This window comes from Paenibacillus solani (assembly GCF_001277345.1).
Taxonomy (GTDB): domain Bacteria; phylum Bacillota; class Bacilli; order Paenibacillales; family Paenibacillaceae; genus Paenibacillus_AQ; species Paenibacillus_AQ solani.
This window is the reverse complement of sequence record NZ_LIUT01000006.1, coordinates 20,270-35,205: the sequence shown is the minus strand read 5'-3', so window position 1 is coordinate 35,205 and position 14,936 is coordinate 20,270. Positions and strand designations below refer to the sequence as shown.

General features: G+C 44.7%; 11 protein-coding genes. 9 read left to right on the top strand and 2 right to left on the bottom strand.

The window, feature by feature from the left end:
* Positions 1-141: 141 nt before the first annotated feature.
* Both AM231_RS21525 and AM231_RS21520 read right to left on the bottom strand, forming a co-directional pair.
* Entirely contained in the window at positions 142-1,836 is a 1,695-nt protein-coding gene (locus tag AM231_RS21525) for a methyl-accepting chemotaxis protein (protein ID WP_054404455.1), read from the bottom strand.
* 253 nt (positions 1,837-2,089) lie between these two features.
* A complete protein-coding gene (locus tag AM231_RS21520; RefSeq protein ID WP_054404454.1) occupies positions 2,090-3,181 on the bottom strand; it encodes a carbohydrate kinase in 1,092 nt (363 codons plus the stop codon).
* A 324-nt stretch (positions 3,182-3,505) separates the two neighbouring features.
* Between AM231_RS21520 and AM231_RS21515 the strand changes: the two genes are divergently transcribed.
* The 9 genes from AM231_RS21515 (at position 3,506) to AM231_RS21475 (ending at position 14,773) form a co-directional block, all read left to right on the top strand.
* Entirely contained in the window at positions 3,506-4,687 is a 1,182-nt protein-coding gene (locus tag AM231_RS21515; RefSeq protein ID WP_054404453.1) for a NupC/NupG family nucleoside CNT transporter, read from the top strand.
* A gap of 23 nt (positions 4,688-4,710) precedes the next feature.
* Positions 4,711-5,640, top strand: coding sequence for a nucleoside hydrolase (locus tag AM231_RS21510; protein WP_054404452.1), 930 nt, complete (start codon positions 4,711-4,713; stop codon positions 5,638-5,640).
* Between the two features lie 95 nt (positions 5,641-5,735).
* Entirely contained in the window at positions 5,736-6,674 is a 939-nt protein-coding gene (gene rbsK / locus AM231_RS21505; protein WP_054404451.1) for a ribokinase, read from the top strand.
* Between the two features lie 271 nt (positions 6,675-6,945).
* Positions 6,946-7,890, top strand: a complete 945-nt coding sequence (locus AM231_RS21500; protein ID WP_054404450.1) for an ABC transporter permease — start codon at positions 6,946-6,948, stop codon at positions 7,888-7,890.
* Positions 7,891-7,903: 13 nt separating this feature from the next.
* Entirely contained in the window at positions 7,904-8,833 is a 930-nt protein-coding gene (locus AM231_RS21495; protein ID WP_054404449.1) for a carbohydrate ABC transporter permease, read from the top strand.
* Between the two features lie 150 nt (positions 8,834-8,983).
* Positions 8,984-10,456: an ABC transporter substrate-binding protein gene (locus AM231_RS21490; RefSeq protein WP_054404448.1), complete on the top strand. Its 1,473-nt coding sequence runs from the start codon at positions 8,984-8,986 to the stop codon at positions 10,454-10,456.
* A 265-nt stretch (positions 10,457-10,721) separates the two neighbouring features.
* Positions 10,722-12,449: a sensor histidine kinase gene (locus tag AM231_RS21485; protein ID WP_054404447.1), complete on the top strand. Its 1,728-nt coding sequence runs from the start codon at positions 10,722-10,724 to the stop codon at positions 12,447-12,449.
* Positions 12,450-12,454: 5 nt separating this feature from the next.
* The gene (locus tag AM231_RS21480) at positions 12,455-13,216 is read left to right on the top strand and encodes a response regulator transcription factor (protein ID WP_054404446.1); all 762 of its coding nucleotides are present in this window, start codon (positions 12,455-12,457) and stop codon (positions 13,214-13,216) included.
* Positions 13,217-13,246: 30 nt separating this feature from the next.
* Complete coding sequence (locus AM231_RS21475; protein ID WP_054404445.1) at positions 13,247-14,773, top strand: ABC transporter substrate-binding protein; 1,527 nt, start codon at positions 13,247-13,249, stop codon at positions 14,771-14,773.
* Positions 14,774-14,936 lie beyond the last annotated feature (163 nt).

Below are 14,936 nucleotides of genomic sequence, written 5' to 3'. Positions count from 1 at the left end.
AGTTTTTAGAACGGAGCAAAGCTAGAGACGTCGCTGGGATGAATTGGCAGATGTTTAAGAGTAAAGGGAGTAAGGCCATACAAAAGAAAATAGCACCGAATCGGTGCTATTTGATACCATATGAATCACGTTCTATTCATTTTAGACTTTAAACTTCATAACGAGTGCTTCCAAGCTTCGAGAATTTTGGCTAATCAAGTCCGTAACTGAAGCAACCTCCTGAACTAAAGAGCTCTGCTTTGCCGTCATATCGTTCACTGCTTTAACTCCTGCAAGCGAATCTCCAGCTATAGTTGCCATTTCGGAAACAGATGCTGCAATTTCTTCAGAGCCTGCCGCCATTTGTTCGCTAACCGCGGAAACCTCCTGCACTTTCCAGGCCACTTTCTGAGCGGATTTCAATATGTTCTCAAACGATTCAATAGCTTCTTCCATCTTCTTTTGCCCCGTCAATACTTCACTCGTCACTTGCTGCATCGCATGTTCTGTTTCTTGAGAGTCTTTCGTAATATCTTGCAGCACTCCGAATATTTGCCCTGCTGAAGCAGAGGAATGCTCTGCTAATTTCCGGATTTCGCTTGCTACTACAGAAAAGCCTCTTCCATGCTCGCCCGCTCTTGCCGCTTCAATTGATGCATTTAGCGAAAGCAGACTCGTTTGATTCGCAATTTCCGTAATTGCATTTACAATTTCCTCGATATGAGATGAACGTTCTTTCAAATTGGATACGATTTCTACTGTAGACTCTACAGATTCGCTAATTTGGGCCATCTGCTTGTTAACTTGCTGTATGAAGTTCACACCGCTTGCTGCCTCTTGCTCCGTCTCGGTTGCAACAGTAGCAAGTTCCTCCGCAGATACGGCGATACGCTGCACACCTATAGACATTTCATTAATTGCATCTGAAGCATCAAGTGTGCTCTGCACTGAGGTGGTTGCCCCTTGCTCAATACTGGCCCCCTGTCTCGTAATTTCCTCTGTTGCGCTTGCAGTTTCTTTCGTATTATCAACCAATTTACTTGACGAATTCAATACACCGTGGGAAACGTTACGTACATCTTTAATAATGGATTGCAGGGTCTCAAACATGGAGTTTAGGGATTTTGAGATTTCTCCTATTTCATCCTTGCCGGAGTAATCCAGTCGCCCGGTAAGATCGCCTCCGCTCTGTGCAATTTCGGCGATCTTTTCATTGACTAACTTAAGTGGCTTCAACTTAATGAATATAACAGCAAAAATCATAAGTAATGCTCCGAATGTAATAATAAGCAAAACAATAGTTACCGTGAGCATCTGGCTCGCTTTTTGCTTTGCAGCATTTGCTTCATTTTCCGTCCTCGTATTCATCTTTTCCTGAAACTGTTCCAGCGGCTCCATAATGGTCTCTTTAATTGCATCGTATTCGCTGCCAAACATGAGCTCCCGAGCTCTGGTAAAATCTTGGTCCTCCGCAGCTTTTATGGCCGTATTTTCTATCTCAACAAGAGTATCCGAAATTTGTTTTGACTTTTCTATAAGATCCAGCTCTTCTTTAGGCGCACCCAATGCAGCTAAACTCTCTACTACATGATCTCTCGTCTTGGTCTCGTTTACTTCCTTCCAGTAGTTGTCATAGTGGACTTTTTCTCCGAACTGCACATAAGCTTTTACTTCATCACTCAAATAATTCGAGGAGCTGGCTAAATCAATACCTAATTGCTTGAATTCTGCTTGCATTTTTACTGTTTCGCGTTCATTCGCTACGCTCTTTTGGAGGGAATAGACACTAATTCCGTTCAGAACGATTAGTAAAATAAACACCCCGCTCATTGCTTTAATCCATGTAGAAATCCTCACGATGACCCACCCCTTTTTTATAGAAAAGCCCGTTAAGACTTTATCGGTCGACTTTATTCGACGACAAGATAGGTCTTTATACCCGTTTCTAAATAAACACGTTTGTGTCTCATGTTGAAGAAGTCTGCGTCAACTACTTTTCAAGTTCAAGGAACATGCGGAGCTTATCGTAAAGCTAAAAGTGCCGAAAAAGCAAACTCCACAACCTAAATGGTTGTGGAGTTTATGTAATGTGGCGAAGAAGCGAATATTATCATGAATACTCCTGCATGACCTCGTAAATTTTCTCAGGTCTTAACAATGTGCTAATCGATTCTTCCGTTTGAAGGGTAAGGGCAGCACTGGCAAGTCCCCACTGGCACGCATTATGCAGCGATTCATTGTTCATGATTCCATATATGGCGCAAGAAGAGAACGCGTCACCAACCCCTGTGATATCCACAATATCCGTTGCAAAAGAAGGCAAATGCCCCGATTCCTCCGAGGAGGAATAATAAGCCCCTTGATCACCAAGCGTGATAATAACTTGTTTAACGCCACGCTCTCTAATTTTCTCACTGGCTATCTGACAATCCTCAATTGAGTCAATCTTCATATTAGTAAGGACTTCTGCCTCTACTCGGTTGGGAAGCAGCAGTTCTACTCCGTCGAGCAGGAAAGGAAGTTTGCTTGTCTTGGCTGCAGATGTAGGGTCAATATACAAGGGAATGTGTTCATCGGCGCAGCGTTTAATGATATAACTTATACATTCCTTAGGAATATTCGTATCCAAAAACACACCCTGCGAAGAAACAATATAGGACCATTTTTCCTCAAACATGGACGTTGTCATTTTTTCGTATATATGCATATCATCCATAGAAACAACGCTCTCACCTGTTTGATCCAATAAAGTGATGAAAACCCCTGTTCGTTCAGTCGGCAGCACCCAAACTTGGCTAACATCAACTCCCTGGCGCTTTATTTCATTCAGGATCCAGTTGCCTTCTTTGTCATCTCCGACACAAGTCATAATGGCAGTATTGCAGCGAAGTCGACTCAAATTCTCAGCAACGTTGCGTGCTGCACCGCCACAGGATTCATTAATCTTCACCGGATTGGATGAATGAAAATCCACCTTCTGATTTGATCGCGCAATCCGGTCAATGTTAGCCCCTCCGATACAAACAATCGAAGATTCTTCCCGTAGAATGTAGGCCCGGCCTTTAATTTCCCCGCGTCTTATCAAGCTAGCAATATAATTAGCAACCGTTGGACGGGATAAACCAACCTTACTTGATAACTCCTGCTGTGATATAAAAGGATTCATTCTTATATATTCTAAAATTTGTTGTTCTTTATCCATGAAGCAGCCTCATTTCTTCCTCTATTCTTCATAACACGAAGCCCGTGTTTGCCTCTCTTTTATTATACAACTAAAACCACGTTCGGAATGATTCCAACCTTTGTGCCATGCAAAATACACCCTCTTTTGGGGTTGTTAATTGTATCCAGAATGGGGATGCGATTTTTCATCTTGACATATCAACTTGGAAGCGTATACTAAACATATGTTTTTTATATAAACTTTTGTTTGGTTAATCAGGGGGTGTAATATGGCTGCAATTCAAGTCGTAGACGGACAAGACAAAACGGTATAAGATCAGGCGCTAACATGGGGGTAATGTACATGAATTTTATTTTCTTGATAACTGGCCTTCTTCTTGTTTTTATTATTGGTTTCTTAGTAAGTAACAACAGGCAAAAAATAAAATACAAACGTGTTCTAATCATGTTAGCCGTACAAATTCTATTAGTTTACTTCATGATGAACACGAGTATAGGCATCATTGTTATTACAAAAGTGGGCTTGCTATTTGAAAAGTTAATGGAGATTGCTAATGCGGGAATTCAATTTGTATTTGGCGGTATGGCGAATGATGGCCAATCTCCATTTTTTCTTGGCGTGTTAATGCCTCTTGTTTTCATGTCCGTTTTAATTGGAATACTAAACTATATAAAAGTACTACCTTTCATCATCAAATATTTAGGTCTATTTTTAAGTAAAATTACGGGAATGGGCAAGCTCGAAAGTTATTTTGCAATATCTACATCTGCACTTGGACAACCGGAAGTGTTCCTAACCATCATCAAACAAATTCCACTCTTGTCCAAAGAAAGACTGTACACCATTTGTACATCAGCAATGAGTGCAATAAGTATGGCGATGGTCGGGGCATATGCCAATATGTTAGAGCCTAAGTTTGTTGTAACGGCTGTAGTATTGAATATTTTTAGTGCTCTTATCGTTGCCAATATTATTAATCCTTATGATTTGGATGAGAATGAGGATTTAGTTGAGATTGAAGAAAAAGAAAGGGTTCCTTTCTTCAGCATGGTTGGAGAGAGTGTTATGGATGGTTTTAAAATCGCCATTATTGTTGCCGCCATGCTATTAGGATTCATTTCCCTCATGCAATTAGTGAATGTTATTTTCCAAAGTGCCTTTCAAGTATCGTTTGATACGATTCTTGGTTACATCTTTGCGCCAATCGCCTTCTTAATGGGTGTTCCATGGGCAGAAGCTGTACAAGCAGGCGGGATTATGGCTACAAAACTGATTACAAATGAATTTGTGGCTATGCTCCATTTTGGTGACATTACAAACCAACTTTCCTCTAAAACGACTGCCATAGTGTCTGTCTATTTAGTTAGTTTCGCAAATTTCGGAACTCTGGGTATTATTTCCGGATCCATCAAGTCGATCAGTGACAAGCAAGGTGAACATGTAGCGAAATTCGCTACTAAATTGTTGTTAGGTTCAACATTAGCGTCTGTAATTTCAGGCACCATGATAGGACTCGTTATGTAAATAAGACACCGAGGTGAAAGATAATGACTAGAAGAAAAATTATTATGGATTGCGATCCAGGACATGATGACGCCATTGCGATTATTTTAGCTGCTGTACAACCGAAACTGGAGATATTAGGGATTACAACCGTTTCCGGAAATGCAGAAATCGAGAAAACGACTCAAAACGCATTGAAAATCTGTGATTTGATCTCCTTACATGATGTTGTTGTTTCTAAAGGTGCAAGTGAGCCTATGGTTCGATTACGTGAAACTGCGCCTGGCATTCATGGTGATTCAGGCTTAGATGGTCCGGAGCTGCCTGAATCTTCCCGCACCTGGAGTGAGGAACACGGCGTTGACACCATTATAAGACTTGTAAAAGAGTCAACAGAGCCTGTTACCCTTCTTCCGACAGGACCGTTAACTAATATTGCGTTAGCTTTAACAAAAGCACCAGAAATCAAGAACAATATAGAAGAGATTGTACTAATGGGCGGCGGAACATTTGGTAACTGGACGCCAACGGCCGAATTTAATATTTGGGCTGATCCCGAAGCCGCAAAAAAAGTATTTGATAGCGGTATTCCCACAGTCGTTATGGGACTTGATATTACACATCAAGCCCTAGCGACCCAAGAAATTATCGAAGAAGTAAATAAAATCGATAATCATGTTGCTAAAATAGTCGGCGAATTATTAGTGTTTTTTGCATCGACATATAAAGAGATGTTCGATTTTGACGGGGGACCGGTACACGATGTATTGACTGTAGCATATTGTGTTGCACCAGAATTGTTTAAGATGAAAGATGTCAATATTGTTGTGGAAACTAAAGGAGAGTATACAGCAGGAACAACCTTAGTTGATCTGCACGGGGTCACGGGTAGAGAAGTTAATGCTAAGTTTGGGTTAGAGCTTGATGTAGACGGTTTTTGGAAACTAATGATTGACGCACTAAAAAAATACTAGAATTTCATATCGAAAAGATAGACAGATAGATATCAGAAGGCGATTTTACATGGAGATGCTCCATGTAAAATCACTTTTTCTTCAGGAGTGAAGTCATGAGAGTACCAAACATAGTGGTTATTGGAAGTTTAAATATGGATATCGCGGTTGAAGCAGAGCGTTCTCCTTCTATGGGAGAGACGATTATGGGCAAAGACGTCCACTTCATTCCCGGTGGCAAAGGTGCCAATCAGGCCGTGGCCGCTGCCAGGCTTGGCGCTCACACAATGATGATCGGCACACTCGGCAGTGATGCCTTTGGAGCAGAACTTCGGAATTCTCTAGTGGAAAGCGGAGTTGACGTTCTTGGGATCAAAACAGCGGAAGGAGTTCCGACTGGGATTGCCTCTATTCTCCTGGCTCAAGGAGATAATCAAATCGTGGTGGTTCCTGGCGCCAACGCCCACTGTCTGCCAGAAGATGTTTACCAGCATGAAGCCCTCATTGCCCAAGCCGATGTGGTTCTTCTGCAATTGGAGATCCCTCTGAGGACAGTGATTGCAGCCGCAGAAGTCGCCAAACGTCATGGCAGAACGGTCATTTTAAATCCCGGCCCCGCCAGGGACTTGCCGGAAGAACTGTTAAAGCATACGGACTACATTACCCCGAATCGTTCAGAGCTTAGCCTGCTTACGGGAATGGATACGTCGGGAGAGCAATGGAAGGAAGCGGCGAAACGTTTATTGGAAATGGGTCCACGCCATGTAATTACTACATTAGGCTCGCAAGGTTCAGGATACATGAAGTCGGATATGCATATAACGGACGTTCCGGCATACCGGGTTCCCGTCATCGATACGACCGGCGCAGGAGATTCCTTTAACGGCGGGTTAGCTTACGCTTTAGCCGCAGGAGAAGACCTGGATAATGCCGTTCATTTTGCCACCAAGGTTTCCGCTTTAGCTGTCACCAAATTTGGCGCTCAAGCCGGAATGCCCTCACTTGAAAAAGTTGAGACGTTCGACTGGTCCATCGTCCAGGCATCACCTTGTTGAAGATGCAGTTCATATGAGGAAATGGCTTCCTCATTGTTAATAATAGCCCAGTAGCCATTATGGCTGCTGGGCTTCTTATCATTTGCATTGTAAAAATAAACCGAAAAACACCAACCAGATCACTGGCTGATGCTTTTATACGTGGCTTTATTTCAAAAATCTAACGTTTGTTGACTACATTATCATGTTTGTTATCTGGATGAAAGCGCTTTATCTCCTATAAAATTGACTTGCAACATGAATTTATAGGATGACGGAAGAGGTGACAGACATGAGCACTAAAGCTAAAGGTAGGCGCCTACGGACGCAATGGCGCAAGCAAGATGCCGAGCTGACCCTTTTGGCGCTGCCGACTACCATATGGTACATTCTTTTCTGTTTCTTACCCATGTTCGGTATCATTATCGCCTTTAAGAACTTCAAAATAAGCGGCGGGTTTCTGAGTAATGTGGTAAACAGTCCATGGTCGGGCTTCAAAAACTTTGAATTTTTATTCAAATCCAATGATGCATGGATCATTATTAGAAACACACTGGGATACAATATCATTTTTATTATCCTCCATATTGTGATCCCTGTTGCTTTAGCACTAATGATCGGCATGCTGCACAATCGCAGAGCAGGAAAAGTCTATCAAACGATGATGTTCTTACCCTACTTTTTGTCATGGGTTGTGGTTTCGGCTGTAGGTTGGGCATTTTTAAGCTTTGACAAAGGTATTGTCAATCAGATGCTCGTTAACATGGGAAGTGAGCCTATTAATTGGTACATGGAGCCCAAATACTGGCCCTACTTTTTAATCTTCATGAATGTATGGAAGGGATTGGGCTATGGCATGGTCGTTTACTTGGCAACGATCACTGGCATTGATAGAACCTACTATGAAGCGGCCGTAATTGATGGAGCCTCCATTTGGCAGCAGACGCGGTTCATTACCCTGCCTCTGATGAAGCTGGTCATCGTCATGATGTTTATCTTGGCCGTGGGTCGAATCTTCTACACGGATTTCGGATTGTTCTTCCAGGTACCGCGGGATGCAAATTCCTTGTTTAACGTAACCACCACCATTGATGTATTGGTATACAAGCAACTCAAAACGGCAACTGTGGGGATGGCTTCCGCAGCCGCATTCGTGCAATCCGTACTGGGCTGTATCACGATTCTAACGGCAAACTGGATCGTTCGTAGATTAGATCCGGACAGCGCGATGATTTAGGGAGGGTGAGTGTATGGCAACAAGAACGGCATACGAGAGTGGATTAGATAAGTTCAATCGCCCTGGTAAAGGTGTCAACGTTATCTTCAATCTCATTTTTATCCTGCTTGCGTTAATATGCGTGGTGCCGATGCTGGTTGTACTGTCCATTTCGTTATCCAGTGAAGAATCCATACGCCAGACGGGATATCACATGTTTCCGACCGCACTTTCCGGCGAAGCCTACGGTTATATCGCTCAACAAGGGACGATGATTCTCCGTGCACTAGGTGTATCCTTATTTGTTACGATTGTCGGTACGGTGCTTGGCATCCTGCTTACCACTTCGATGGGCTATGTCATCTCAAGGCCGAATTACAAACTCAAAGGTCTTCTGACCTGGATCGTATTCATTCCTATGATCTTCAACGGAGGTCTGGTCTCCAGCTACTATATCAACGCAAATTTACTGGGGCTTAAGGATTCGGTTTGGGCGTTGATTTTGCCTCTGGCGGTCTCTTCGTTCAACGTTATTATTTGTAAAACATTCTTCAAGAGCACGATTCCGGATGGTTTGATCGAATCCGCGGAAATGGACGGAGCGGGCCAACTGCGCATCTTCTTCTCGATCATATTGCCGATTTCCTTGCCGGTCATTGCGACCATCGGATTGTTTCTGTGCTTTGCTTATTGGAATGACTGGTTCCAGTCGATGCTGTACATCAACAACCAGGATCTGTATTCTCTGCAGGCTCTTCTAAATAACCTGATGAGTAACGTGGATGCACTTGCCAAAAATGCCGCCAACATGGGGGTCAGCTACGCGATGCTTGTAGCAACGATGCCGAAAGAGTCCGCCCGCATGGCGGTAGCCATCGTCATTGTGCTCCCCGTGGCCTTTGCCTATCCATTCTTCCAGCGGTATTTCATTTCCGGTCTGACGATCGGTGCCGTCAAAGGATAAGCTGTGGCAGCGTCCGTTCCGTGAAAAGCGAACTGCCTGCTTGGAGAATCCGGCGACATCGAGGTTTTTATAAACTTTGCCGCTTTGAGGATAAACCTTTTAAATAAAGCTTTAAAGCGGAGTAAGAACACTTACAAGGGGGAAATACCTATGAAAAGGTCTTTGAAGCTCATCTCGATTATGTGTGTTTTAACGCTCATCATGACAGCGCTTGCAGCCTGCGGCTCGAAGTCGGACTCACCAGCTTCCGATTCGTCCAAATCTTCCTCATCTACCGATGATGTGCCTACTTTGGTATGGTGGACGATTGGCGGTCAGGTTCCAAACAACTTTGACAAGGCTATCGCGGCGATGAACGAATATACCGCTGAGAAGATCGGCGTCAAGGTTGATATTAAAGTCGCAAGCTGGGGAGAATGGGAAACCAAAATCAATACGATCGTAAATACCGGCGAGGCTTTCGATATGATGTTCACGAACGGTTCCAAGTACAATCAACAAGTGGCGATGGGCTCCTTTGCCGATATTACGGATCTCGTGCAAAGCGAAACGCCAGATCTGTATAAGTTTATTCCCGAGAAGGTATGGGATGGCTCAAAGGTCAGCGGAAAGATTTACTCCGTGCCTACGTATAAGGATTCGTCTCTAACCCAGTATTGGGGATTCGATCATACGTATGTGGAGAAATACGGCATCGATGTAAACAACATTAAGACCCTGAAGGACCTCGATAAACCTTTCCATGATATGAAAGCAGGAGAAGGCAAAAGCTTCTATCCGCTGCCGATGACGCAAAGCGAAGGCTTGAACGGATTCTTTAACGAGTATGACGATATGGCGCTTGGGCTTGGTCCTGTCGGTGTGAAGGCGGATGACGCTTCTCGCAAGGTTATCTCTGTTCTGGAGCAGCCGGATGTCATGGACAATTTGAAGATGCTGCATCAATGGTACAAGGATGGCATTATTAACCCGGATGCGCCAACTAAACCTGAAGCGGACAAAGGCAAACCGTTTCTAAGTGCTCAAGGGTTCCCTGGCGCTGAAATAGGCTGGCAAATTAACAACGGCGTTGAAAAGTACGATATCGTTCAGAACTACGGCCCGATCTACACGACGACGACGATTCAAGGCTCCTTAAATGCGATCTCCGCCAACTCGAAGTATAAGAAGGAGGCCTTGAAATACCTTGAGCTGGTCAATACGGATTCGAAGCTGCGCAATATGCTTGCTTATGGTGAAGAGGGTGTAGACTTCCAAAAGATTGATGGCGAGAAGGTCATTGAACGTATTTCCGATACATGGCCGCTGGCTTCTTACACGCAGGGCACTTTCTTCAACATGGCCACGAACAAAGGTGCTCCTGAAGATCAGTGGGAACAGGTCAAGAAGCTCAATGAACAAGCATTTGCTTCTTCACTGCTCGGCTTCTCCATGGATATTACCAATCTTTCTACTGAAGTAGCCAACACCAAAGCGGTGTGGGATAAATACCGCTATGAATTGCTCACAGGCGCATCTGATCCGGAGAAAATGGTACCGAAAATCGTGTCCGAACTCAAAGCGGCCGGCATGGATGCCATCATGAAAGCCGCCCAAGAGCAGATTGATGCTTTCTCTAAGTAAGTCATAAAAACTTTTTGAACACGCACTAAAAGCAACTGCACAACTTTGAACGCCCGAACGGAAAAGGCACTTGCCCGTTCGGGCCTTCTTGTATGAGGATTTTGCCAAAAATCGGACTGGATCGAATTTTGCAACATCTTGATATAGGATAGGAAAAACAAAATACGATAAAATCACTTCAAATTGAATTGAATATATGACAGACACATTTTAAGATAGAAGTCGGTGCTTCATAGCTAACAACCTATTGCAAAGGAGGCATCGCATGGGTTCGTTTCTGCAGATTAAGATATACCGCAGCAAATTCATTGCATATACGGTATTTGTGGTATCTTTAGGTCTGGCACTTGGCACTCTGACCTGTGCCGTAATGCTGTATCAATGGATCGAAAACGTCCGAAGTGACGCTGTCAGCGCCTTTGCCCGCATTGAAAATGAGCTTCAGTTGGATGCGGATCGCATCGAGGCATACATGCAGCGAATATACTCCAACAATCGCCTGATGACTGATGCCCGTTACTTTTTAGGCAATAGCGCGGAGGAATATCAAACAAGCAGGCTGCAGGATAGCCACTTTACCGAACCGCTCGTCTCCTTTCCCGACGATTTAAAAGCCTTTCTGTACGGCTCAGTGCAAGGAGTCATTTCCCAAATTAGCCTTCACACCGAGTCACAGGGCAATATGATTCGCTTTGACAGCAGCGGCAATGGCAGCTTTTCATTTCGCCTGCCGAACACGGATGAAGCCTTCCGCGAGACGATCGAAAAGGGATTCGTTTACCGAAAAAAACTATCTGACCCAAACCAGATATCCCGTCAGATCGGGGAATTCCGTTTCTTGGTCAGCAGCGAGCAACTGTTCAAGAAAATAGACAGTTACAAATTGGACACCGCCGCAGCCGTAAGCACTTCCGGCGAAGTGTACATGATCTCCGATGGAAACAGCTATGCCGAGGGGCTGGTCCTTCAAGCGGCGGAAGACGGACGAAACAGCGGCTATCTCTCGTTAAGCGGACTGAAAAACGTATATTTCTTCACCTTTTCTTCCACCAAGTTTGATTACAGCTTCATCGTTCTCGTCGACTTACCCTTGCTTATACGTCAAAATGCCAGCATTATTGCTGTCGTATTATTCATCATATTGATGTCCATGATCAGTGTACTGCTCATTATTGTTTACAATCTGCGTGACGATGCGCGATTCCTTCAGCGCATTATCTATTCCATCAAACGCGTGAAAACTGCTGACTTTACGTCGAATTTTCCTGCAAAGTACAGGCAAAATGAATACGGCATGATTGCCCGGGAGCTGGATGATATGATTCTTCAACTCGATAAGCATATTCGCACAGAATACTTGCTGAAGCTGAAACAGCAGGAAACAGAAATGAAGGCGCTTCAGCATCAAATCAATCCTCACTTTCTGTACAACACGCTAGAGGCCATTCGTTCTACCGCTTTGGTGAACCGTGACGTCGACACCGCTGATGCCATCGCGACCTTGGGTGCTCTATACCGGGATATCGTGAAAAAGGAAAATATTATTACCATCGGCAGCGAGCTGGAACTGTTGCAAAAATACTTAAAAATTATGGAGCTTAAATACCCCAGGCGGTTTTATTATCAGCTCAATGTGGACGAAACGCTTTTATCTTTATCGACGGTCAAATTCTGGATGCAGCCTTTGGCAGAAAATTTTTTCGTTCATGGTTTCAACCCGGGCAATGAATTCAATCTGCTTGTCGTTAATGGTTGGGAAGCCGATGCGCACTATGTCCTGGAATTTGTGGACAACGGAAAAGGGATCTCCCATACGCGGTTGGAGAAGATTAGACAAAATCTCTCCAGTCTCGACGATGCTCCGGCACAAAGCATTGGCCTGCATAACGTATATATCCGGCTACATTTTTTCTATGGAGAAGTCTTCTCTATGGAAATCGCGAACAATGAAGAGGCGGGGGTTAAGATTACCGTAATGATCGCAAAGGAGTGACAGGCATGTACAAACTTCTTATCGTGGATGACGAACCTCAGATTCTGGAGGGCATGAAACGAACTTTGGATTGGGCAAGCTACGGCTTTCACCGGGTTGAAACAAGCGAAACCAAAGATGACGCAGTGTCCAAAGCGGTGGAGCTGCTGCCCGATATCGCGATCTTCGATGTATGCATCGGACCGGATCGCGGCTACGACATTATAAACAAGCTAAATGAGCTACGAATTCCTGCCAAATATATTATGATGAGCGGCTATAGCGAATTCGAATACGCCCAGGAAGCCATCCGCTGCGGTGTGAAGGATTATCTGCTCAAGCCCGTCGAGCGTTCCAAACTTCAACAGGTGATCGAAAAAATCATCGTCGAAGATCTGCACGGAAATTTGAACGGCAGGAGCAGTGAAGACCTGCATACCGATCCGATACTCGGCATTCCATACGATCATCTATCCAAATTGACCAACCGTATACTGATGATGGTAAAGGCGGAATATGCCCAGAACATCACCCTGAAATCGGTGGCGGAATGTTTTCGCATGAACAGCACCTACCTTGGACAGCTGTTTTTAAAGGAAGCGCACATGAAGTTCTCGGAGTATTTGATGGCCTATCGAATGCTTCACGCGCGGGAACTCATTTTAACGACCAACGATAAGATTGTCAGTATCGCACTGTCCGTAGGGTACCAGAATATGAATTATTTCTACACCCATTTCCAAAGCTACTTCGGCAAATCACCTTCAGAGCTTAGGAAAAAGGGTTAAGTTAAACGTTGCAGAAAGGGAGGCCTTTGCATGCAGCACCCCTCTTTTGTGGGTCGTATCCTCTATATTGTAATAATCGGCATGTTAATGCTGCTCGGAACAGGCTGTTCCTCGTCTTCTGTTAAAGATAAAGAGATGCAGCCGGACGAGGCCATGGTGAATCTTATCTACTACACGCTCGGCGAGCCGGACAAGGATCTGAAGCTGGTGAATGACAAAATCAATGAAATCCTGGCCAAAAAGATCGGCGTTACCATCACCTATGTCAAGGTGGGCTGGCAAGAGTATGAAAAACGACTGAACACGATGATATCAGCGGGTACTCCCTTTGATGTCGCTTTTGCCTCGGACTTCACAGCTTATGCCAAGCGTGGCGCATGGCTGCGGTTGGATAACTATCTCTCCACCGTAGGCAAGGACATGTACGATACCATCGATCCTGTTTTTTGGCAAGGGGTGCGTATGGATGATGGAGGCATTTATGGCATACCCACCAATAAGGAACTTGCCGTACGTCAACAATGGACGTATCCAGATGAACTGGTCAAGAAATACGATATCGATATTGCAAAATACAACACGTTGGAATCGCTTGAACCTTTGCTGCAGATGATTAAATTACAAGATCCGGACTACTTGCCCATGATGCTGGACAAGGACTCCCAGAATTTCTTCGCCTTATATGGCTACGAATACGTTATCGACAAGAAGCTCCCCCTGATGGTGCAATCCCTGGACCCGAACTCTCAGGTCGTGAGTATATTCGAAACAAAGGAAGCCCGGCAGGTGCTCGATACGCTTCGACACTACTACAAAGCGGGATATATCAACGAAGATGCTGCCTTGCGGGAGAACCAGGAGCTCGAAAGAGGCTTTAAGGTGTTCTGGAAGGCTTCGGAGGGCGGCCCTCTCGCTGAAAATACCTGGAGCAAGTTCCGGGGTTACAAGGTTGTGGCGCATCCCGCTACACCTGAGTTGGTCACGACAGAGGGTTTGCGAGGAGGCATCATGGCTGTCAGTTCCGGTACAAAGCACCCCGAAGAGAGCGTAAAGTTTCTGAACCTTCTGAATACAGATCCCGAAGTGCGCAACCTGTTCAATTACGGGATCGAGGGAGTCCACTATACCTTGGACAGCCAGGGTCAGGTCGTGCCGATTCCCCCAATGGACACAAATGGTAATGTAATTCCAGATGCACCACCAAATTATGCGGGGATAATGTACACGCAGGGTAACTGGTTCATTTTGAGAACCATAGGCGGCGAGTTTCCAGATCCTTTGAACAAGTGGGACCAATTCCGGTCTTCCAACGCAAGAGTCGTTAAATCCAGCATGCTTGGCTTTACACCCGATTTATCCATGATGCCGGTTCAGATGCAGAATATCGACATGGTATGGCAGAAATACTACCCTAGCTTGATGACAGGCAGCGTGGACGTCAATACCGAACTGCCCAAGTTCAACCAGGAACTGAAGCAGGCGGGCCTGGACAAGGTTAAAGCTGAGGTGCAAAAACAGCTCAACGAGTGGCGTATTGCGCACCATCAGCGTCACTAAATTGTTCCACTCAGGCCGAAGTCTGAATGTCGGCGCGACTAACGGAGCAAAGTTCAAAGACAATATTGGAAGGCGTTTAAGAGTATAAGGAGTACGGCTATACAGAAGAAAATAGCACCGAATCGGTGCTATTTGGTATGTAATGGAGGTAAATCGTGGCTTG

Coding starts and splice junctions, on each gene's coding strand:
- AM231_RS21520 (WP_054404454.1), bottom strand. CDS start 3,181: ATGGATAAAGAACAACAAATTTTAGAATATATAAGAATGAATCCTTTT.
- AM231_RS21515 (WP_054404453.1), top strand. CDS start 3,506: ATGAATTTTATTTTCTTGATAACTGGCCTTCTTCTTGTTTTTATTATT.
- AM231_RS21510 (WP_054404452.1), top strand. CDS start 4,711: ATGACTAGAAGAAAAATTATTATGGATTGCGATCCAGGACATGATGAC.
- rbsK (WP_054404451.1), top strand. CDS start 5,736: ATGAGAGTACCAAACATAGTGGTTATTGGAAGTTTAAATATGGATATC.
- AM231_RS21500 (WP_054404450.1), top strand. CDS start 6,946: ATGAGCACTAAAGCTAAAGGTAGGCGCCTACGGACGCAATGGCGCAAG.
- AM231_RS21495 (WP_054404449.1), top strand. CDS start 7,904: ATGGCAACAAGAACGGCATACGAGAGTGGATTAGATAAGTTCAATCGC.
- AM231_RS21490 (WP_054404448.1), top strand. CDS start 8,984: ATGAAAAGGTCTTTGAAGCTCATCTCGATTATGTGTGTTTTAACGCTC.
- AM231_RS21485 (WP_054404447.1), top strand. CDS start 10,722: ATGGGTTCGTTTCTGCAGATTAAGATATACCGCAGCAAATTCATTGCA.
- AM231_RS21480 (WP_054404446.1), top strand. CDS start 12,455: ATGTACAAACTTCTTATCGTGGATGACGAACCTCAGATTCTGGAGGGC.
- AM231_RS21475 (WP_054404445.1), top strand. CDS start 13,247: ATGCAGCACCCCTCTTTTGTGGGTCGTATCCTCTATATTGTAATAATC.